Raw genomic sequence first — 19,855 nt, forward strand, 5'->3', positions numbered from 1 at the left:
TTTCTCCTTCCCTAGTCTATTATTTCGCTTCAGATTGAACTGTTTTGATACGAGCGATTTGTTTTTTAACTTCTTTCAAGCGAGCTGTTTGTTCCAATTGACCAGTAGCAGCTTGGAAACGAAGTTCAAACAATTCTTTTTTCAATTCGTTTTCGCGCTTCGCGAGTTCTTCTTGAGAAAGACCACGAAGTTCTTTAACAAATTCTTTTACTTCATTAAGTTTCATGCCTTCTCCTTATTCTGCTTCACGTTTTACGAATTTACATTTAACTGGCAATTTGTGGCTAGCAAGACGAAGCGCTTCGCGTGCAATCTCTTCAGATACACCAGCAATTTCGAACATCACTTTACCACGTTTAACTGGTGCTACCCAACCTTCAGGTGCCCCTTTACCAGATCCCATACGCACACCGATAGCTTTAGCAGTGTATGATTTGTGTGGGAAGATTTTAATCCAAACTTTACCACCACGTTTCATGTAACGAGTCATGGCGATACGAGCAGCTTCGATTTGGCGGTTAGTGATCCAGTGGCTAGTTGTAGCTTGAAGACCGTATTCACCAAATGCTACTTCTTTTCCACCTTTTGCTTCACCGCGCATTTTTCCACGGAATTCACGACGGTGTTTAACACGTTTAGGTACTAACATTGGTTATTTACCTCCTTTAGTGTTTTTGCGAGCTGGAAGAACTTCACCACGGTAGATCCATACTTTAACACCAAGTTTACCGTATGTAGTATCTGCTTCTTCCCAAGCGTAATCGATATCTGCACGAAGTGTGTGAAGTGGAACAGTTCCTTCAGAGTATCCTTCAGCACGGGCGATATCTGCACCGTTCAAACGACCTGATACTTGAGTTTTGATTCCTTTAGCTCCAGCACGCATTGCACGTTGGATTGCTTGTTTTTGTGCACGACGGAAAGCAACACGTTGCTCCAATTGACGAGCAATACCTTCACCTACAAGGTGAGCATCCAAATCAGGTTGTTTGATTTCGATGATGTTGATGTGTACTTGTTTTCCAGTCAATTTGTTAAGTTTTGCACGGAGTGCATCAACGTTTGCACCACCTTTACCGATAACCATACCTGGTTTAGCAGTGTGAAGTGAAACGTTAACTTTGTTTACTGCGCGTTCGATTTCGATAGTTGAAACTGCTGCGTCAGCAAGTTCTTTTTGAACGAATTTACGGATTGCAAGATCTTCATGAAGGTAATCCGCGTATTCTTTTTCAGCATACCATTTGGCATCCCAATCACGGATGATGCCGACACGCATACCAATTGGATGTACTTTTTGACCCACGATTTTACCTCCTTATTTTTCTGCAACAGCTACAGTGATGTGAGCTGTACGTTTGTTGATTGGTGAAGCTGAACCTTTCGCACGTGGACGGAAACGTTTCATAGTTGGTCCTTCGTTTGCGAATGCTTCAGATACTACCAAGTTAGCTTTATCCAAACCAAAGTTGTTTTCAGCGTTAGCTACAGCTGAGTTCAAAACTTTCAAGATGATTTCAGCAGCTTTGTTTGGAGTGAATGTCAAGATTGCGATTGCATCGGCTACGCTTTTACCACGGATGTTATCAAGAACAAGACGTGATTTACGAGGTGAAACACGTACTGTACGAGCCATTGCTTTAGCTGAAGTAATTTCTGCCATTTATGTTCTCCTTATTTTCTACGTGTTTTCTTGTCGTCTGCAGCGTGACCTTTGTAAGTACGAGTTGGTGCAAATTCACCAAGTTTGTGACCTACCATGTCTTCTTGAATGTAAACAGGTACGTGTTTACGTCCGTCATAAACTGCAATAGTGTAACCAATGAAACTTGGGAAGATCGTTGAACGACGTGACCAAGTTTTAATAACTTTTTTCTTTTCGTCGTTAGCTTGAGCTTCAACTTTTTTCATCAAATGCTCATCGACGAAAGGTCCTTTTTTAAGACTGCGTCCCATTTTTATATTTTCTCCTTTAAATGTTGTACCACAGCGGCTTGCGCTCACATGGAGCGCTACCGAGCTGGCGGATTTACTAGTTGCTTACGCGACTAGTTTAATATTATTTCTCGTTGCGACGACGAACGATAAGTTTGTCAGATTTCGCTTTCTTGTTACGAGTTTTAAGACCAAGAGCAGGTTTGCCCCATGGAGTAGATGGTGCTTTACGACCAACTGGTGCTTTACCTTCACCACCACCGTGTGGGTGATCGTTAGGGTTCATTACAGAACCACGAACTGTTGGGCGGATACCTTTCCAACGGCTACGTCCTGCTTTACCAAGGTTTACAAGTCCATGTTGTTCGTTTCCGACAACACCGACTGTAGCACGACAAGTTCCAAGGATCATACGTACTTCGCCAGATTGAAGACGAACAAGAACGTATTTACCTTCTTGACCCAATACTTGAGCAGAAGCTCCAGCAGCACGTACCAATTCACCACCACGACCTGGTTTCAACTCAATATTGTGGATCAAAGTACCAACTGGGATGTTAGCAAGTGGAAGAGCGTTTCCGACTTTGATATCTGCTTCTGGACCTGAAACGATACGTTGACCTACTTCAAGACCTTTTGGAGCGATGATGTATGCTTTCACACCGTCAGTGTAGTGTACAAGAGCGATGTTTGCAGAACGGTTTGGATCGTACTCGATTGTTTTAACAACTGCTTCAACGTTGTCTTTGTTACGTTTGAAGTCAACCAAACGGTAGAAACGTTTGTGTCCACCACCTTGGTGACGAACTGTGATACGACCGTTGTTGTTACGACCAGCCTTGCTCTTCAATGCAACAAGCAATGATTTTTCAGGAGTGCTTGTTGTGATTTCAGCGAAATCCAAAGAAGTCATATTACGGCGACCGTTTGTTGTTGGTTTATAAACACGAATTCCCACGATATTTCCTCCTTAGATTATTCAGCTTCAGCAGCAAACAACTCGATTGCTTTAGAATCAGCTGTAAGTGTGATGATAGCTTTTTTAGTTTTGTTAGTAAAACCAGTGTAACGTCCAACACGTTTAGCTTTTGGTTTTACGTTGATTGTGTTAACATTAGCAACTTTAACACCTTCGAAAGCAGCTTCAACAGCTTGCTTGATCAAAAGTTTGTGTGCACGAGTGTCAACTTCAAATACATATTTTCCTGCTTCAAGTTGAGCCATTGAGCTTTCAGTGATTACAGGTTTTTTGATAACATCATACAAATTCATTATGCAAGAACCTCCTCGATTTTAGAGATAGCTGCTTGAGTAACAAGAAGTTTGTCACTATTTGCGATGTCAAGAACACTTGCAGTTGTAGCAGTCGCAACTTTCACGTTTGGAAGGTTACGAGCTGAGAGAGCTGCGAATTCGTTTCCTTCTTCAAGAATAACAAGGACTTTAGAATCGATGCTCAAAGCTGCAAGAACTTTTGCAAATTCAGCAGTTTTTGGAGCTGTAAATTCAAGAGAATCAACGGCTACAAATTTATTTTCAGCAACTTTTTCTGAGTAAACAGATTTAAGTGCAAGGCGACGAACTTTTTGAGGAAGTTTGTACGCATAGCTACGTGGAGTTGGTCCGAAGACGATTCCACCACCACGCCATTGTGGAGAGCGGATAGAACCTTGACGAGCACGTCCAGTTCCTTTTTGACGCCATGGTTTGCGTCCGCCACCTGAAACAGCTGAGCGGTTTTTAACTGCGTGAGTTCCTTGACGAAGGCTAGCACGTTGGCTGATAATCACATCAAACACAACAGATTGGTTTGGTTCGATACCAAAGATTGCATCGTTAAGAACAACTTCGCCCGCTTGTTTACCAGTTTGGTCGAATAATGTTACATTTGCCATTTTGACTGTATTCCCCTTTCCTTATTATTTACCAGCTTTAACTGCTGACTTGATAGTGATAAGAGATTTCTTAGCACCTGGTACGTTACCTTTGATAAGGATAACGTTCTTTTCTGGAACAACTTGTACAACTTCAAGGTTTTGAATTGTTACGCGGTCACCACCCATACGTCCTGCAAGGTTTTTACCTTTGAATACGCGGTTAGGTGCAACAGGTCCCATAGAACCTGGACGACGGTGGTAACGAGAACCGTGAGCCATTGGTCCACGTGATTGTCCGTGGCGCTTGATAACACCTTGGAAACCTTTACCTTTAGAAGTACCAGTTACGTCAACAACGTCCCCAGCTGCGAATGTTTCAACTGTAATTTCAGCACCAACTTCCAAGCCTTCAACGTTTTTGAATTCACGAATGAAGCGCTTAGGAGCCGTGTTAGCTTTTGCTACATGTCCTTTAGCAGGTTTGTTGCTCAATACTTCGCGTTTGTCATCGAAACCAACTTGGATAGCGTTGTATCCGTCTGTTTCAACAGTTTTAACTTGAAGAACAACGTTTGGAGTTGCTTCAATAACTGTTACAGGGATCAATTCGCCAGCTTCAGTGAAGATTTGAGTCATTCCCACTTTTTTCCCTAAGATTCCTTTTGTCATGAGAAAATAGTTCCTTTTCTATATTTTTATTCAAAAAGTTTTTAACGAGCGTTTTTTATGCTCAAGATATCAAGCTTTAGATTAAAGTTTGATTTCTACGTTTACACCACTTGGAAGATCCAATTTCATCAAAGCATCAACTGTTTTTTGAGTTGGGTTAACGATATCGATCAAACGTTTGTGTGTACGCATTTCAAATTGTTCGCGAGAGTCTTTGTATTTGTGAGTCGCACGAATGATTGTGTAGAGGCTACGTTCAGTTGGAAGTGGGATTGGACCCGCAACTTGTGCACCTGTACGAGTAGCTGATTCTACGATTTTTGCAGCCGCTGTGTCAAGCGTACGGTGTTCGTAAGCTTTCAAACGGATACGGATTTTTTTGTTTGCCATCTTTTTCTCCTTTTCGTCTATTTAAGATAATAGGCTAGCTCCACAAGAAAACCGACGCGGTGTTGCGTGGCAATGCAACCGAGCGTGTCGCAACCTCTTGCATCAAAGCTAAGGCTGTAATTTACAGCACCATAATAGAATAACACAAAGCCCCTGCGATTGCAAGGGATTTGTTGCTGTTTTTTAAAATTTTTAACATGAAAATGTTTTCCTTTTTGACAGGTCATTTATTTAAGTATTTTATAGAAGAAAGTTACTCTCTCTTCACCTGTTCATAGCTTTCTTTCCCGTCATTGAGTTTATCCCAAATCACTACTTGCCCACTTTTGAGAGATTTTTGCACATCGATGATACGTTGATTGGACGAACCTCGAAACTGGAGCATGAGATTTCTCTTAGTTCGATCGTATCGTCCGTCGACAAGAATGTCAATCAATGATAAGAGTTCCAGTTTATCTGGAGTTTCCAACATCATTTCTTCCCAAGTATATCCCGTCCAGGACCAGATATCTTTGTCTGGTAATTCCTTTCGAATACGCTTAACGAGTGGCAAGAGAATCCCCGTATTGAGAAAAGGCTCACCTCCCAGCAAGGTCAATCCTTGAACATAGGGCTGGGCAAGGTCTGTCATGATTTGTTCTTCCAATTCTGCTGTATAGGGAATTCCAGCATTGAAGGACCAGGTTGCTACATTATAGCAACCCTCGCAGTGAAACATGCAACCTGATACATATAGAGAGTTACGCACACCTTCTCCATCTACAAAGTTAAAAGCCTTGTAGTCGATGATACGCCCTTGACTGAGCTCCTCGCTTTTCCATTCTTGTGGTTTGGGATTATTCATTCGCTACCTCTATCCAATAACGCTCGACTCCATTACGAACATCCTCAAGGAGACCTCCATTTGCAAGTATGACTGCTCTGCTAGCAGGATTATTCACACTACAAGTCACAAGGGCCTTCTTAATGTTCTTTTCCTTAGCAACTTGCAAGCCCTGACGGAGAGTTTCTTTAGCATATCCTTTGCCCCTTTCTGATGGACGAATGGAGTAGCCAATGTGACCCCCATTTTCTAGTAGGTAGTCATTTAATCGGAGACGAAGGTTGAGAAAGCCAAGAGCCTGGCCTGCTACGTCAAAACTAACCAGCTGGATAGCAGGAACCCAGTTTTCAGGAATATTGAGGCCCGCTTCCGCTTGAAGATTTTCTTCTAGCCACTCTTCATAAACAAAATTGTTGGCGTTCCAAAACCCACCATCGTGGGGTGATTGAGTCTGTTCAAACTCTGCCATCATCTCTAAAACTGTTTCTTTATCTGCTAATCTTGGTCTGCGTAGTTCCATCCTTACCTCCCACTATGAGAAAAGCGAGAGCTGACTCTCATACTCTTCGAAAATCAAATTCAAACCACGTCAGCGTCGCCTTACCGTAGATATATGTAACTGACTTCGTCAGTCTTATCTACAACCTCAAAGCAGTGCTTTGAGCAACCTGCGGCTAGTTCCTAGTTTGCTCTTTGATTTTCATTGAGTATCACTTTTATTTTTTCTTGTTCTTGTTTAAAAATTGTTCTCTTAGGCTAAGCAAGCGTTCTTTTTTACCAGCTCCACCTTTAGAGTGTTTCTCGTGATAACGAGTCACTTGTGCGCGACCCTTATCGTCTAATTGATATTTTCCCATCTCATTTCTTTCTAATTTGTTACTTGATGGCCAGCTATTTTAATCGTTGAGCCATTCATGTGTTTGACACGCGCAGCGATTTCCTTGTGACGCCCATTAACCATCGGACGCGCTTGAGGATTGCCTAGGTAGCCACAAGTTCGTTTGACCACATCTACTGTTTTAGGGTCGCTATTGCCACAGTTTGGACAAGCAAATCCTCTCTCAGTTGGTTCAAAATCCCCTTCAAAGTCACACTTGTAGCAACGGTCAATTGGTGTATTAGTCCCTAGATAGCCGACACGGTCATAGGCATAGTCCCAGACAGCTTCCAAGGCCTTTGGATTTTGCTGGAGGACTGGATACTCACAATAATGGATGAAACCACCTGACGCACCTGCTTCTGGATAGACTTTCTCAAAGTCTAATTTTTCAAACGGTGTTGGATTTTTACGAACATCGTAGTGGAAAGAATTGGTGTAGTATTCCTTGTCTGTAATATCAGGAATAGAGCCAAACTTGTCTGTATCTAGTCGGCAGAAACGATCTGTCAAACTTTCAGATGGTGTTGAGTAGATAGAGAAATGATAGCCATATTGGTCAGACCACTCTTCTACACGGCGTTTCATATCGCGAATGATGTCTAGCGTGAATTCCTTAGCATCTGGATTGCTTTCCCAGCTGTTACCAAAGAAAACAGTCGCTACTTCATACAAACCGATATAGCCCAGCGAAACGGTTGCCCGACGATTCTTAAAGAGCTGGTCAACACTTTCTTCTTTACCTAGACGATGGCCAAAAGCACCGTACTGATAAAGGATAGGAGCATTGGCTGGCGTCGCCTCTTTAGTGCGTTCGACACGGTAAACCAGAGCATCTTCAGCGATATTCATACGCTCGTTGAAGATTTCCCAGAACTTATTCATATCACCATCAGACTCAAGAGCAATACGAGGCAGGTTAACCGTCACAACACCCAGATTCATGCGACCTGAATTGACTTCTACGCCATTCTCGTCTTTCCATCCTTGAAGGAAAGAACGGCAGCCCATAGGAACTTTGAAAGAACCTGTCAAGTCAACAATCTTATCATAGGACAAAACATCTGGGTACATCCGCTTGGTTGCGCACTCTAGAGCCAACTGCTTGATGTCGTAGTTGGGTGTCCCTTCCTCTAAGTTGAGTCCTCTTTTAAGCGTGAAGATAAGTTTAGGGAAGATAGCTGTGCGGTGTTCTGAACCAAGTCCCTTGATTCGGATGTTCAAGATAGCTTTTTGAATTTCCCGCTCAAAACGACTGGTTCCCAGACCAAAACCTAGCGAAGTAAAAGGTGTTTGTCCATTTGAAGTGAAGAGAGTGTTGATTTCATACTCAAGAGATTGCATAGCATCATAGATGTCTTTTTGCGTTTTCTTCCAGGCATAATCTTCCCGCTTTTCAGGCAAGACCCACTCTTTTGCATCTTTGAGGTGTTTTTGGTAGTTCTTCTCTGCATAAGGCGCCAAGACTTCATCGATACGGTCAGCTGAACAGCCTCCATACTGGCTAGAAGCAACGTTGGCAATGATTTGGGAAATCTGAGCTGTTGCAGTCTGGATAGACTTAGGACTTTCCACCTCCGCATTTCCAATCTTAAAACCATTTTCCAACATCCCCTTGAAATCAATCAAACAGCAGTTGGTCATAGGTGTGTAGGGGCTATAATCCAAATCATGATAGTGGATATCCCCCTTTTGGTGGGCATTGGCTACGTGCTTAGGAAGCATTTGCAGTCCGATTGACTTCCCAACAATGCCTGCTGTCAAATCACGCTGGGTATTAAAGACATCGCTGTCTTTATTAGCATTTTCATTGACAACTGCTTGATCTTTGTTGAGAAGCTTATGGATACTAAAGTTAATATCTGTCGCTTTTGAGCGCTCAAAATCTCTCTGTGTTCGATAAGTAATATACTCCTCAGCCAGTGCATATTCTTTGGCTTCAAGGAGTTCATGTTCTACGATATTTTGAATTTCGTAAATCTTAACCCCCTGTGGAAAGCGACTATGAATTTCTGTGACAATTCGCTCGGTCAGAGCATTTAGGCGTTTTTCAACCAAGGGTGTCACATCCATAACCTTGTCTGCCGCCTTGTGGAGAGCTTTGTCAATCTTGTCCACATCAAATACAACACGTCTCCCATCTCGTTTCTCGACGAAGAGAGTTGGCAAAATTGTAATTTTTTCTTCTAGTGCAATCATATACATGCTCGTTTCTAAAATGTTCTTTCTAAAAAGTATTATACCACTCTAAAAAGAAAAATCAATATCTTGTGTTAAAAATCCTAAAATTTTTAAAAATACACAAGATATTGATTTGGCTATTTGATTTTATAGACTTTAAACTCTGAGTAATCAGTCTTTACTGGTTGGTAATTTTCTTTTAAGAGTGTCTCCACTTCAGACCAGACTGCTACCTTATCGTTCACCACAATCACCTTAGGTTGGTTTTCTTTCAAGTCATTGAGTAAACTAGTTTTATTCTCTTCTGTACTCGTGTAAAGAAGAGGCGATGGGAACATGGATCCAGCCAAACGCTGGCTTTCTTTATACATTTGAACATGTGAATCCCAAATATAGATTTGGTCACCATCACTCGTCTCTTGTTTGACTCTATCTACCACTTGATGTTGTTCTCTATAAGAAGCTGGATGCAAGACAAAACGAGCTACAAAAGGAATTGCAATCAGATAAACCACCACTAGGATCGGTAAGTAGAGATTCCCTTTCATGAATTTTTTCCATAGAGTAGGAACTTCCTCTCTTCTCCGACGACGAGCTCCTCTAGCTGAATGTTTCCCACGAATACTGGTCATCAAAAGAAGGAGTAAAAATGGAAGGATTAGAATCAAACGCGAACCGTGAAGAGGTTCTTGAGAAAAAAGCAACAAGGCTAATACAAATAAGAAAGTAAAACTAGCTGGTACTGAAATAACATATAATCTTGATGCCTTTGATTGGAACAATCCTAGAAAAACAAGGAAGAGAGCTCCTAAACCAAAGGTCAACAAACCATAGAATACAACATTATCCATTAGTTGAGGATTCAAGACCTGAAGGGAATCAATCGGATATAAAAGACTCCCTAGAGCCTCTCCAAAACCACCTGAAGCAAGAACATAATACCCTACTGGGTAAAAGATGAGAGAAAAGCCAAGTGCTGCTGCAAAAAACTGATAAACTCCATGAGCAAGGCGGCCATGCCCAACATTAAAGACAAATAAACCAATCGTTACTACTGCAATAAAGAAAAGACTTGTAAGAGGCTCTATGAAAAATGATAGGGCCAAGAAAATCCCCAGACGTAGAAATCCCTTGTCATGGTTAGGATTTGATAGATAAGCTGCTATGAACGAAAATCCTGCAAACAGAAATGGCAAAGCTAAAATCGTTGCATATCCTCCTCCAAAACCGAGACCAGATACCAAAATATAAAATATGGTTAGGAGTTGCTTGGCTTGTTTCCTTTGTCCCGTCAGATAGTCAGTTGAAGAAAAGAGGAAATAACCTCCTCCTAAGAGAGCTAGCCATTCTACCAAGGCAAAAAGGATGCCTCCTTGGGTAATATAAAGTAGCAAGTAATAAAGAAGACCGTGACTAGCATAATAGCTACTGTAGAGCTGTCCTCCCTGATGTAAAGCCCACCCTATATACAAATCCTGAGCCTGAGAAGGACTTACCATATCTAAAAGTAAAGGTATCACCACAGAAAAAACCGTTGCAATCGTACTTCCAATGATGAGTCTGAAAAACGGGAAAGCTACCTGTTCTTCTTTTTCTGCATGAAACTCAAGGTTCCTATCCAGTCTATTTTCAATCTCATTACTCTGTATCGTTTCGGATACTTCTTCTATTCTGCCATATACAGCCATGTCGTTTCTCCTATTCAATTTATCTGTCTTAGTATATCAAAAAGACCTAAAATTGTCAGCTTGCGATGGCTGTTTGAGCGATTTTTTGCATAGTTTCACAAAGGTTTCAATTTCCCGAAATCGGTGTAAATGCGTCTGTTTAAATGACATGATATAATCCAATTCTTTCTGAGTCAGCATCGTCCCTCCCTATATCTTTCTATTCGTAAAAAGCAAGAAAAAGAGGACTGGTTTGTGTCCTCAGTCCTAGATTTCTTATAAGATAGGGGCGAATAACTGGGCAATTTCCTTAATCAATTTTTGATACCAGCTATTTTTTATCGTATGAGGGAAAATTTCTTGAGATACTGAAAAAATCTCCTGAAAATCTTTTTGAATCTCTGTGATTGATGCCGTTTTATATAGCAAAACTGCATCTTCATAGTGATGAAGCAAACTTCTATAATCTAAATTAATCGTTCCAACTGCAGCAAAGTCCTTGTCCACTAGGATTTGTTTACTGTGGATAAAGCCTGGACTATACTCAAAAATCCTGACTCCTGCTGACAAAAGATCCGGATAGGCTCCTCTTGTTATGAGCTGGATTAATTTTTTATCCGGAATGAAAGGAGTCACGATGCGGACATCAACACCCCTCATGGCTGCATTTTTAATACTCTCAGTTAAATCATAGTCAATAATCAAATAGGGTGTTGTGATATAGACTGAATCAGTAGCCTGATTAATCAAACTTTGATAAACTTTTTTCCCTACTTGAGTACGGAAGATGGGCTTGGGTCCACTACCGTAAGGAATGCAGAGCCCTTGGCCAGAACAAGGCTGATTTTCCAGGTGATACTGGTCAAAATCGCTGATTTCCCCACGATTGATGTACCAAGTCATCAAAAAAAGACGGGTTAGAGCCTTGACACCAGGGCCATCTATGCGAATCCCACTATCCTTCCAATAGCCAAAACGTTCTACATGATTGATGTACTCATCGGCTAAGTTAATGCCTCCTGTATAAGCTACCTGACCATCTATGACAAGGATTTTACGATGGTCCCGATTGTTGTAAGCCACCGTCAAACGAGGAATCACCTTGTTAAACTTATGGGCTTCAATTCCTCGACTACGAAGCTGAATAGTATAGTCTCCAGGTAAAGTCGCCATACAGCCGATATCATCATAGAGCATCTTGACCTCTACCCCCTGAGCTGCCTTTTGCTCTAGTATGTCTAGTATGCTATTCCACATCAAACCTTCTTCGACAATATAGTACTCTAGAAAGATAAACTTTTCAGCTTTCTTGAGGTCTTCCAACATATATTGCCACATCCTTTCACCCGAAGAAAAGAATTGTGAGTCTGTTCGATCATAGACATCGGCGTTACTATCCATACTTAACAAAGATTTGATAACTCCGTAAGCCGCCTTATCATCTTCCTTCAATTTCTGGCGGAGAGCTTTACTGTTATCCTCCCGAAAATGCATAGAACCAAGTTTGTCCAACTGCTTGATTTCTTTTTTGGATAATCGTCTTTCACCAAACATCAGATAGAGCAAGGGGCCAATGACAGGAACAAAAGTCACCACTAACCACATCACTTTACTATCAGGTGTCATTGAACGATTGACAATTGCGACAATAGTCGCCATACTCATAAAAATTAAGACAATTACCCATAGAATAGGGGCCATACGCCCTAAATAGAGAAAGAGACCAAAAACAAGAAAAAGTTCAAGTAGCATAATCGAAAGACTAAAGCCATACTTGGACATCAATAATTGAAATTTTCTATATTTCATATCCCCTCCTTGATAGTTTGAATGCTAAAAACAGGTAATTAATACTAGTATAACTCAGTTATTCGGTAGAAGGCAAGTATTTATAATCATTTTTCTGAGCAAAAGCAAAAGAGACCGAAAAATCCAGTCTCCTTCTAGTCTATTTTGATAAAACAATGCGATCAGACGCTTCTCTATCCATATCGTCAATAATCATCTGATTTCCATTAATTGTATAAATCTTGGCATCATCCCCAATAATCATGCGTTGATTGGCAGCATCGAAGCTAACCTGCTTGATTTCTTGATCTCCGTCAGTTTCTACCTGTGTCCATGTACCAGTTGTTCCAGTTACCACTAAAGTGATACGATCTCCTTCGTCCTGACCGGTATAAGTTCCATCAATATTGGTTGGTTGAGCTGTAGCTGTATTTTGTGAAGAACTTGTTGCTGCCTGGTTGCTATTTTCTGTAGAAGATGAAGCTGTTGCTTGTGATTGTTGAGTTTGTTGAGTTTGCGATTGAGCTACTGGTTGTTGAACTTGTTGAGTTCTTTGTGAACAAGCTACTAAGAGACTAAGACTTGCTAAAGAAGCAAAAGAAAGTGTGAATCTTTTTAATTTCATGATGAATTTCCTTTATGCTACCAATTTAGAGAAATTTTCTCTAACCAGCAATTCCCCTAGTATAACAAGTTTAAAAAAGGTGGTTAATTTATCTGCTCATGGTCCAGCAGGTAGCCCCGTACTTCTGAGATAAAATAGAGAGACCCTGTAATGAATAACAGGTCCTTGGTATCGGCTCTTTCTTCAAAACTGCTGATAAATTCTCGGTAAGAGGGAATTGCATGGTAACCTGTTACATCTGTCTCGTCCAGAGAACCTTGATAGTCAAAACCAGTCACCTTGAGTTCCACCTGAGGCAAATTTTCAGTCAGATAAGCCAACATCCCTTGATAATCCTTCCGTTTCAAGGCTCCAAAGAGGATTTGAGGACGATATCCTTCCTGCTCTTTTTCTTTGATAAATTCAACCAAGCGAGTCAAGGCAGGAAGGTTATGAGCACCGTCCAAGTAAATCTGCGGACGAATACGCTCCAAACGGCCAGCCCAATGGGTCTGATTCAAAGCTTGTCTTACAGCCTGTTCATCAACAGCTTCCTTTCTTTCTCCCATAAAGAGAAGAAAGGTTTGTAGCGCCAAGGCCGCATTTTCCTGCTGATAAGCTCCTTCTAAGCCTATTTTCAGCTGTGAAAGAGTACCCAAAGAACTTGAAAAATCACCATTCAGCATTGAAAAATCCTGATCTGCCTGATAAAGGGCAACAGCTAAAGATTCTGCTTTTTTCTGACAAACAAGCCTAGCTTCTGAAGGTATTTTCGCAATCACTGCCTTTTTACCAGCCTTAAAAATACCAGCTTTCTGCTCTGCAATTGCTTCTAGACTATCACCCAGAGTCTCCTGATGGTCAAGTCCAATGGAAGTGATGAGAGCAATCTCTCCAGTTACCACATTGGTCGTGTCAAGTAAGCCGCCAATTCCCACTTCTAATAAAACCAAATCCACCTCTTGCTCCCTAAAATAGAGGAAAGCAATCAAGGTCAGCAATTCAAAAAAAGACAACTGATCATGGGTTTGCAGAAGCGTCTTTTCCATCTCCTTGACCTGTTCCGCCAAACGGATAAAGTCTGCGTCAGCTATTGGCTTCCCATTAATGCAGATTCGATCATTGACGGAAATGATATGAGGAGAGGTAAAGGTCGCAACTTTTTTGCCATGCCCCATAAATAACTCCCTCATAAAAGCAATGGTAGATCCTTTCCCATTAGTCCCAGTGACGTGGATAATAGGGTAAGACTTCTCGGGATTTCCTAACAAATCCACCGCTTGCTGCATTCGATCCAAGCCTGATCGAAAATTCAAACCAATCCGACTATGGAGCCATTCTTCTACTTCAAACATACACATCTCCTTGACAAAAGTCCAATCAATTACCGCATCAAAGCATGATGACTAACAAAAAACGAGGCCAGGATTTTCGTCCCAACCTCTTACCTGGTTAGCTAATAACTAGCTACTATAAATGCTAACGTGGAGTAAAAACATCCACTGGATGTGCCTGCGTTTCTAATTTATAGCGCAGGGCTAAAAACGTCCACTGGACGTTCCAACTCTTCCAATTTCTAGGAGTTGGGGTGATACAGTCTCCCAGACTGCCTGCTCTTTCTTTTTTCTAAAAGCAGGGCTAAAAACATCCACTTGATGTGCCTGCGTTTCTAATTTCTAGCGCAGGGCTAAACACGTCCACTGGACTTACTGACGGTTTTTATTTTTAGCGTCAGGCTAAAAACGTCCCCCGGACGTTTTTACTCCTCCATAAAGCTGTTGAAGACTTCTTCAATCATATTCCATTCGTCTTCTGAGTCTTCTGGGATTGGTTGCAATTCGCCTTCTGTTCCATCTTCGTTTTCGATGAATGAGTAAGCTTGGATTTCAACTTGTCCGTCTTCGTCTTCTTCTGCGTTAACTGGAACTAGGAGAACATAGTTTTTACCAAATTCTTCTTTCCCGTCAATGGTCAAAAGGATTTCAAACAAGGTTTCATTTCCTTGCTCATCTACTAGTGTAATTAATTCACGTTCTTCGTGGTCGTGGTTATGATCGTGTGACATAGCCTCTCCTTTGTATTAAAATTTTCTATCTAAATAATTTTGTAAAATCAGCTGAGCTGCTAACTTATCAATAACTTTCTTGCGCTTATTGCGACTAATATCTGCTTGTTCAATCAACATGCGCTCTGCGGCAACTGTTGTCAAGCGTTCATCTTGATAGTCTACTGGTAAACCAAAAAGCTCTTCTAGCTTTGCTCCGTAGGCTTGACTAGCTTCCACGCGCGGTCCGCTTGTATTGTTCATGTTTTTAGGCAAGCCCACTACAAATCGTTCCACCTTGTAAGTATCAACCAACTCCTTAACGCGGTCAAAACCAAATTGGCCTTGCTCCTCATTGATTTGGATGATTTCAAGTCCTTGAGCTGTAAAACCAAGCGGATCGCTAATGGCCACCCCTACCGTTTTTGAACCGACGTCCAATCCCATAATTCTCATAGGTTATAGATCGACTCCTTGTCCTTTGAGGTAGTAGCGGACCAATTCTTCAACGATTTCATCACGCTCATACTTACGGATTTGATTTCGTGCATTATTATAACGAGGAACGTAGGCAGGGTCTCCACTCAATACGTAACCTACGATTTGGTTAATCGGGTTGTAGCCCTTATCGTTCAACGAAGCATAAACATCAGTCAGAGTTTCGCTAATTTCTTTTTTATTGGAATCGTCCAATTTAAAACGTACTGTTTCTTCAGTAAATCCCATTCTAACACCCTCTTTCCTTAGAATAGTACCATTATAGCATAATTCCTTACGTTCTACAATTCAGGCAGTCTATTTATTTGGATTTTCTATTGTTCTGTCGCGCCATTTGCCAATCTGTCTGAAATATATTTGCTTGGTTCATTCTTCAAGAGATTTTCTAAACCAATGTTCTTCAAATATTCTAACTGAGAAGCCTTCTTGACATCCAAAGCTTGAAAATCAAAACTAGTCGTTGTTTGAAGTTCTGTTGCACTCAATAGTTTAGTTTCAAGCTTAAAGCCTGCCAATTTACGAGCTTCAATGATAGACTCATCCTTCTCCTCCGCCTCAAGAAGAGCTTTTTGAGTTTCTTCCACACCATGTTGGTCAATATAGGTCTTCAACTCATCTGAGACTGGACGCTTTTGTTGGATGGTTAGGCTCAAAAAAGTCTTGTCTTTATAAGTAATAGTTTGGGTTTGCTGGCTGCCATCATCTGACTTAGGCAAGACCAAAGTCTTGGTTACAACTGTATTCTTCTCAGCATTTTCAATAACTGGCAATGCTGACTGAAGCGTATCCTTTTCTGTTTTTGTAGCTGGTCTAGCTTCTTTTTTCTGTCCACAACCAACCAGGACAAAAAGGAAAGCTAGACTAACAAGAACTATTTTTTTCATTTCTTTCTGCTTTCTGTTTAAGATTAAAATAGAATAAGACTGGGAATTGCTCCCAGCCTTGATGTTTATAGAGCTGCACGCAAACGCGCTTCTGCATTTTCTACATTACGGACAGAGCGTGGTAGGAAGGCACGAATATCGTCTTCCTTATAGCCAACTTGCAGGCGTTTTTCATCTACAAGGATTGGGCTCTTTAAAATTCTCGGTGTTTCCATAATCAGATTGAGGACTTCATTGACACTCAAATCTTCAATATCCACTCCAAGGGCTTTGGCATAGCGATTTTTAGATGAAACAATGCTGGCTATTCCATTATCTGTTTTGGTTAGAATATCCAGTAATTCTTCCCTCGTAATTCCTTCTTTACCAAGGTTTTGTTCTTTATAACTTAACTGGTGGGCATTGAGCCAGGTTTTTGCTTTTTTACAGCTAGTACAACTTGAGACTGTATAAATTTTAATCATGTACCTACCCCTTTCGCTACATGTTACTATCAGTTTAGTCTATTATACCATAAAAAACATCCGACTTGCGACCTATTTTTAAATTTTTTTGACTTTTTTCGTCATTTTCGTACTTTTTTCTTGACAAAATGAAATTTACAGCCATTCTTGATATTTCTTGATATAGATTTTTTTCACAATTGTCACGCTAATCATATACAAAATAATGATGAAAAGCAAAAAGATGAAATAAATCGGTTTTAATGGAGTTAGATGAAGTAGGATTGCGAGTGGACTGTAGGGAAGGAAGGTCACAAAGGCTGCAGCCAATAAGGTTGTCACAAGGACTAGCCAAGCTGGACGACTTTGTAAAAAGGGAATTTTGGCTGAACGCAACATATGAATAACCATGGTCTGTGACCACATGGACTCGATAAACCAACCTGTCTGAAACAAGACAATAAATCCTACGGCAGACTCTGCTCCATGAACATAGGCATGACCTGTCGTCATGGGTACAATGATAAAATAAAGCAAAATGAAGGTCAAAATATCAAAGGCAGAAGAAATAGGCCCCATCCAAACCATGAAACGTGTGATGGACTTAGCTTCCCAGGTATGCGGATTTCTCAAAAAATCTTTATCCACCTTGTCAAAAGGCAAGGCAATACAAGACAAATCATAGACTAGATTTAAGATAATCAAATGGACTGGCGCCATCGGTAAAAATGGTAAAAAGATCCCAGAGACCAATAAGGATAAGATATTTCCAAAATTAGAACTCACTGTCATTTTGATATATTTGGTCATATTGGCATAGACCTTACGACCTTCAACCAGTCCTTTTTCAAGCACCATGAGATCCTTATCAAGTAGGATAACATCAGCTGTTTCTTTGGCAATATCTACCGCTGTGTCAACAGAAATCCCCACATCTGCAACTTTCATAGAAGGAGCATCATTGATTCCATCTCCCATATAGCCAACAGCATGACCATTGGCCTTAAATTGCAAAATAATCCTCGCTTTTTGGTCAGGAGAAAGTTTGGCAAATACTGTTACCTCCTCTACTGCTTGGGCCAATTCTTGATCACTCATCTGATCAATTTCAGATCCTAACAGTATCTGATTGATATCCAAACCAACCTTTTCACAGACTGCTTGAGTAACTTTTTCGTTGTCTCCCGTCAAAATTTTTGTTTGAACTCCATGTTCTAACAGAGCCTTAATTGCTGGTGCTGCAGATGGTTTAGGAGGATCTAGGAAGGCTAAATAACCAGTTAGAATCATATCCCCTTCATCATCAACTGTATAGGCATGACCTTCCCTCAAACCTGACTTATAGGCCACTCCCAAGACACGTAAACCTTGTTGATTTAGTTGTCGGACTTCTGCTAAAATTTCTTCTCTAATAACATCTGTCAAGGGAGTAATCACTCCTTGATATTCCGCATAACTGGAAATCGTCAACATTTCCTCAAGGGCTCCCTTAGTTACCAAACTAACAACCTCGTGTTCATCCTTAACGATAACACTCATCCGTCTACGTTCAAAATCAAAGGGAAGCTCATCTATTTTTTGAAAAGTTTGAGCCAGATTTTGCAAGAGGGCGTGTTCTTTTGCTTCCTTTTCAGTCCGTTTGATGATGGCTCTGTCCATCAAATTTTTCAAGCCAGTTTGAAAATAGGAATTGAGATAGGCCCGTCTCAAGACGGTCAAATCCAAGCGTCCGTGGATGTCCAAGGGATATTCAAGGACAATTTCGTCTTGGGTTAGAGTTCCTGTTTTATCTGTACACAAGATATCAATCGCCCCTAAGTCCTGTATGGCATTGAGTTTTTTGATAACCACTTTTTCCTTGGCCATGATAATAGAACCCTTTGCTAGGCTAGCGGTAATAATCATAGGAAGCATCTCAGGTGTCAATCCAACACCAACACTCAAAGCAAATACGCCAGCTTCTAACCAATCTCCATCTGTCAATCCATTAGAAAGAAACACGATGGGAACCATGACCAACATCAAGCGAATCAAGAGCCACGAAATACTATTCATCTCCCGCTCAAACGAAGTGGGGTCATCATAGGTGTTTAGAGTCTGCTCAATAGCTCCCATCATGGTAGCATCACCAACCGCCAAAACCACGGCCTTAGCACTACCAGACAAGACATTAGTTCCCATAAATGCCAAGAATTCAGCTTCAAGAAGGCTATCAGATTGTTGGTCTGTTGCCTTGGTCAAAGCCAATTTTTCAACTGCATCACTTTCTCCTGTCAAACCAGACTGTTGTACAAAGAAATCGCGCGACTCAAATAAAAGAAGGTCTGCTGGAATCATATCACCAGCGCTTAATTTAACCACATCACCTACTACCAAATCATCGATAGGTACTTCTTGAATTTCACCTTGACGAATGACAGTTGCTGTGTTGACAATCATTTTTGAAAGATTGGTGGCTGCCTTATCACTACGGAGCTCTTGAACAAATCGAATTCCACCAGAAATGAGGACTAGAACAACGATGATAATAGAAGTTGTCGGATCTTCTTGACCTGGTTTTGCCAACCAAACATTGGTCACTAAAGATATTGTAGCAATGACAAGCAAGATAATTGTGAAAGGATTGATAATCGATTCGTAAATCTTTTTGAGGATACTGTCTTCTTGACCCTTTGTGATGGTATTTTCGCCATATAAGTCACGATTTTTCTCCACCTGCTCCTCAGTCAAGCCTGTTAGACTTGTCTTATAAAAAGATAGAGTTTCGTTTAAAGATGTATGAATAGCTGTTGCTAATCTTTCTTTTGTAGTTTTCATTGGTTTCTCCTATCTGTACGAATGATGTGTTTCATACACAGAGACCAATCACTTTATAAGGGCAGAACGACACAAATCAGCGATTGGCTGTGTATGTGCGGTTCCGGATGATCGTCAATTTGCATCGTCTATCTCCTTTCTTTGATTTAAACAGTAGAAAATCCCACCATAAAATGGCAGGATTAAAAAACTAATTATCTGTTTTTCGTTCAAGCTTTAACTCCATAGGGCAATGTAATGAGCTTAGTCCTGGCCTTCGCGACCAGGACTGTTGACCAACGAGTAGTGTCTCCACTGCTTTGCGGTAGTCATCCGTATCCCTATGGTAGCCTCACCTACCGTTTTCGTCTTTCAGTAT

Annotated in this window: 24 protein-coding genes and 1 riboswitch; all 24 genes read right to left on the reverse strand. The window is 41.0% G+C overall.

The window, feature by feature from the left end; translation table 11 throughout:
• Positions 1-19: 19 nt before the first annotated feature.
• Positions 20-226 (reverse strand): 50S ribosomal protein L29, encoded by a 207-nt coding sequence (gene rpmC, locus ACLNCW_RS06485; protein WP_000772918.1) that lies wholly within the window; start codon positions 224-226, stop codon positions 20-22.
• A 9-nt stretch (positions 227-235) separates the two neighbouring features.
• On the reverse strand, positions 236-649 hold the full coding sequence (gene rplP / locus ACLNCW_RS06490) for a 50S ribosomal protein L16 (RefSeq protein ID WP_000960946.1): 414 nt from the start codon (positions 647-649) through the stop codon (positions 236-238).
• Positions 650-652: 3 nt separating this feature from the next.
• The gene (gene rpsC / locus ACLNCW_RS06495; RefSeq protein ID WP_000529936.1) at positions 653-1,306 is read right to left on the reverse strand and encodes a 30S ribosomal protein S3; all 654 of its coding nucleotides are present in this window, start codon (positions 1,304-1,306) and stop codon (positions 653-655) included.
• A 12-nt stretch (positions 1,307-1,318) separates the two neighbouring features.
• Entirely contained in the window at positions 1,319-1,663 is a 345-nt protein-coding gene (rplV, locus tag ACLNCW_RS06500; protein ID WP_000818137.1) for a 50S ribosomal protein L22, read from the reverse strand.
• A gap of 11 nt (positions 1,664-1,674) precedes the next feature.
• The gene (gene rpsS / locus ACLNCW_RS06505) at positions 1,675-1,956 is read right to left on the reverse strand and encodes a 30S ribosomal protein S19 (RefSeq protein WP_000533766.1); all 282 of its coding nucleotides are present in this window, start codon (positions 1,954-1,956) and stop codon (positions 1,675-1,677) included.
• A 103-nt stretch (positions 1,957-2,059) separates the two neighbouring features.
• Positions 2,060-2,893: a 50S ribosomal protein L2 gene (rplB, locus tag ACLNCW_RS06510; protein WP_000512910.1), complete on the reverse strand. Its 834-nt coding sequence runs from the start codon at positions 2,891-2,893 to the stop codon at positions 2,060-2,062.
• A 17-nt stretch (positions 2,894-2,910) separates the two neighbouring features.
• Positions 2,911-3,207, reverse strand: a complete 297-nt coding sequence (locus ACLNCW_RS06515) for a 50S ribosomal protein L23 (protein ID WP_001055347.1) — start codon at positions 3,205-3,207, stop codon at positions 2,911-2,913.
• A complete protein-coding gene (rplD, locus tag ACLNCW_RS06520) occupies positions 3,207-3,830 on the reverse strand; it encodes a 50S ribosomal protein L4 (RefSeq protein WP_000024549.1) in 624 nt (207 codons plus the stop codon). The genes ACLNCW_RS06515 and rplD overlap by 1 nt, the downstream gene beginning before the upstream one ends.
• Before the next feature lie 24 nt (positions 3,831-3,854).
• Entirely contained in the window at positions 3,855-4,481 is a 627-nt protein-coding gene (gene rplC, locus ACLNCW_RS06525) for a 50S ribosomal protein L3 (protein WP_000160197.1), read from the reverse strand.
• Positions 4,482-4,562: 81 nt separating this feature from the next.
• Complete coding sequence (gene rpsJ, locus ACLNCW_RS06530; protein ID WP_001284513.1) at positions 4,563-4,871, reverse strand: 30S ribosomal protein S10; 309 nt, start codon at positions 4,869-4,871, stop codon at positions 4,563-4,565.
• Between the two features lie 253 nt (positions 4,872-5,124).
• Positions 5,125-5,715 carry an anaerobic ribonucleoside-triphosphate reductase activating protein gene (nrdG, locus tag ACLNCW_RS06535; protein ID WP_424845609.1) on the reverse strand — a complete coding sequence of 197 codons (591 nt, stop codon included), beginning with the start codon at positions 5,713-5,715 and terminating at the stop codon, positions 5,125-5,127.
• Positions 5,708-6,214: a GNAT family N-acetyltransferase gene (locus tag ACLNCW_RS06540; RefSeq protein WP_424845610.1), complete on the reverse strand. Its 507-nt coding sequence runs from the start codon at positions 6,212-6,214 to the stop codon at positions 5,708-5,710. Before ACLNCW_RS06540 ends, nrdG begins: the two co-directional genes overlap by 8 nt.
• A gap of 196 nt (positions 6,215-6,410) precedes the next feature.
• A complete protein-coding gene (locus ACLNCW_RS06545) occupies positions 6,411-6,551 on the reverse strand; it encodes a hypothetical protein (RefSeq protein WP_000521621.1) in 141 nt (46 codons plus the stop codon).
• A gap of 11 nt (positions 6,552-6,562) precedes the next feature.
• The gene (gene nrdD, locus ACLNCW_RS06550; protein ID WP_424845612.1) at positions 6,563-8,770 is read right to left on the reverse strand and encodes an anaerobic ribonucleoside-triphosphate reductase; all 2,208 of its coding nucleotides are present in this window, start codon (positions 8,768-8,770) and stop codon (positions 6,563-6,565) included.
• Positions 8,771-8,889: 119 nt separating this feature from the next.
• On the reverse strand, positions 8,890-10,440 hold the full coding sequence (locus ACLNCW_RS06555; protein WP_424845614.1) for a damage-inducible protein CinA: 1,551 nt from the start codon (positions 10,438-10,440) through the stop codon (positions 8,890-8,892).
• A 255-nt stretch (positions 10,441-10,695) separates the two neighbouring features.
• Positions 10,696-12,228: a cardiolipin synthase gene (gene cls / locus ACLNCW_RS06560; protein ID WP_000877348.1), complete on the reverse strand. Its 1,533-nt coding sequence runs from the start codon at positions 12,226-12,228 to the stop codon at positions 10,696-10,698.
• A gap of 139 nt (positions 12,229-12,367) precedes the next feature.
• On the reverse strand, positions 12,368-12,832 hold the full coding sequence (locus tag ACLNCW_RS06565; RefSeq protein ID WP_153198986.1) for an SP_0198 family lipoprotein: 465 nt from the start codon (positions 12,830-12,832) through the stop codon (positions 12,368-12,370).
• A gap of 83 nt (positions 12,833-12,915) precedes the next feature.
• Positions 12,916-14,166: a folylpolyglutamate synthase/dihydrofolate synthase family protein gene (locus ACLNCW_RS06570; protein WP_153198985.1), complete on the reverse strand. Its 1,251-nt coding sequence runs from the start codon at positions 14,164-14,166 to the stop codon at positions 12,916-12,918.
• A gap of 404 nt (positions 14,167-14,570) precedes the next feature.
• Positions 14,571-14,876, reverse strand: coding sequence for a DUF1292 domain-containing protein (locus ACLNCW_RS06575; protein ID WP_000017620.1), 306 nt, complete (start codon positions 14,874-14,876; stop codon positions 14,571-14,573).
• A gap of 15 nt (positions 14,877-14,891) precedes the next feature.
• On the reverse strand, positions 14,892-15,311 hold the full coding sequence (ruvX, locus tag ACLNCW_RS06580; protein WP_004239076.1) for a Holliday junction resolvase RuvX: 420 nt from the start codon (positions 15,309-15,311) through the stop codon (positions 14,892-14,894).
• Positions 15,312-15,314: 3 nt separating this feature from the next.
• Positions 15,315-15,581: an IreB family regulatory phosphoprotein gene (locus ACLNCW_RS06585; protein WP_000507059.1), complete on the reverse strand. Its 267-nt coding sequence runs from the start codon at positions 15,579-15,581 to the stop codon at positions 15,315-15,317.
• 86 nt (positions 15,582-15,667) lie between these two features.
• Positions 15,668-16,237: an SP0191 family lipoprotein gene (locus ACLNCW_RS06590; protein ID WP_424845617.1), complete on the reverse strand. Its 570-nt coding sequence runs from the start codon at positions 16,235-16,237 to the stop codon at positions 15,668-15,670.
• Between the two features lie 65 nt (positions 16,238-16,302).
• Positions 16,303-16,701, reverse strand: a complete 399-nt coding sequence (gene spx / locus ACLNCW_RS06595) for a transcriptional regulator Spx (RefSeq protein ID WP_000591165.1) — start codon at positions 16,699-16,701, stop codon at positions 16,303-16,305.
• A 135-nt stretch (positions 16,702-16,836) separates the two neighbouring features.
• A complete protein-coding gene (gene mgtA, locus ACLNCW_RS06600; RefSeq protein ID WP_424845619.1) occupies positions 16,837-19,497 on the reverse strand; it encodes a magnesium-translocating P-type ATPase in 2,661 nt (886 codons plus the stop codon).
• 194 nt (positions 19,498-19,691) lie between these two features.
• A riboswitch (M-box (ykoK) riboswitch) is annotated at positions 19,692-19,842 on the reverse strand.
• Positions 19,843-19,855: the final 13 nt, after the last annotated feature.

The organism is Streptococcus sp. CL6.22, assembly GCF_049738055.1.
Lineage (GTDB): Bacteria > Bacillota > Bacilli > Lactobacillales > Streptococcaceae > Streptococcus > Streptococcus mitis_DJ.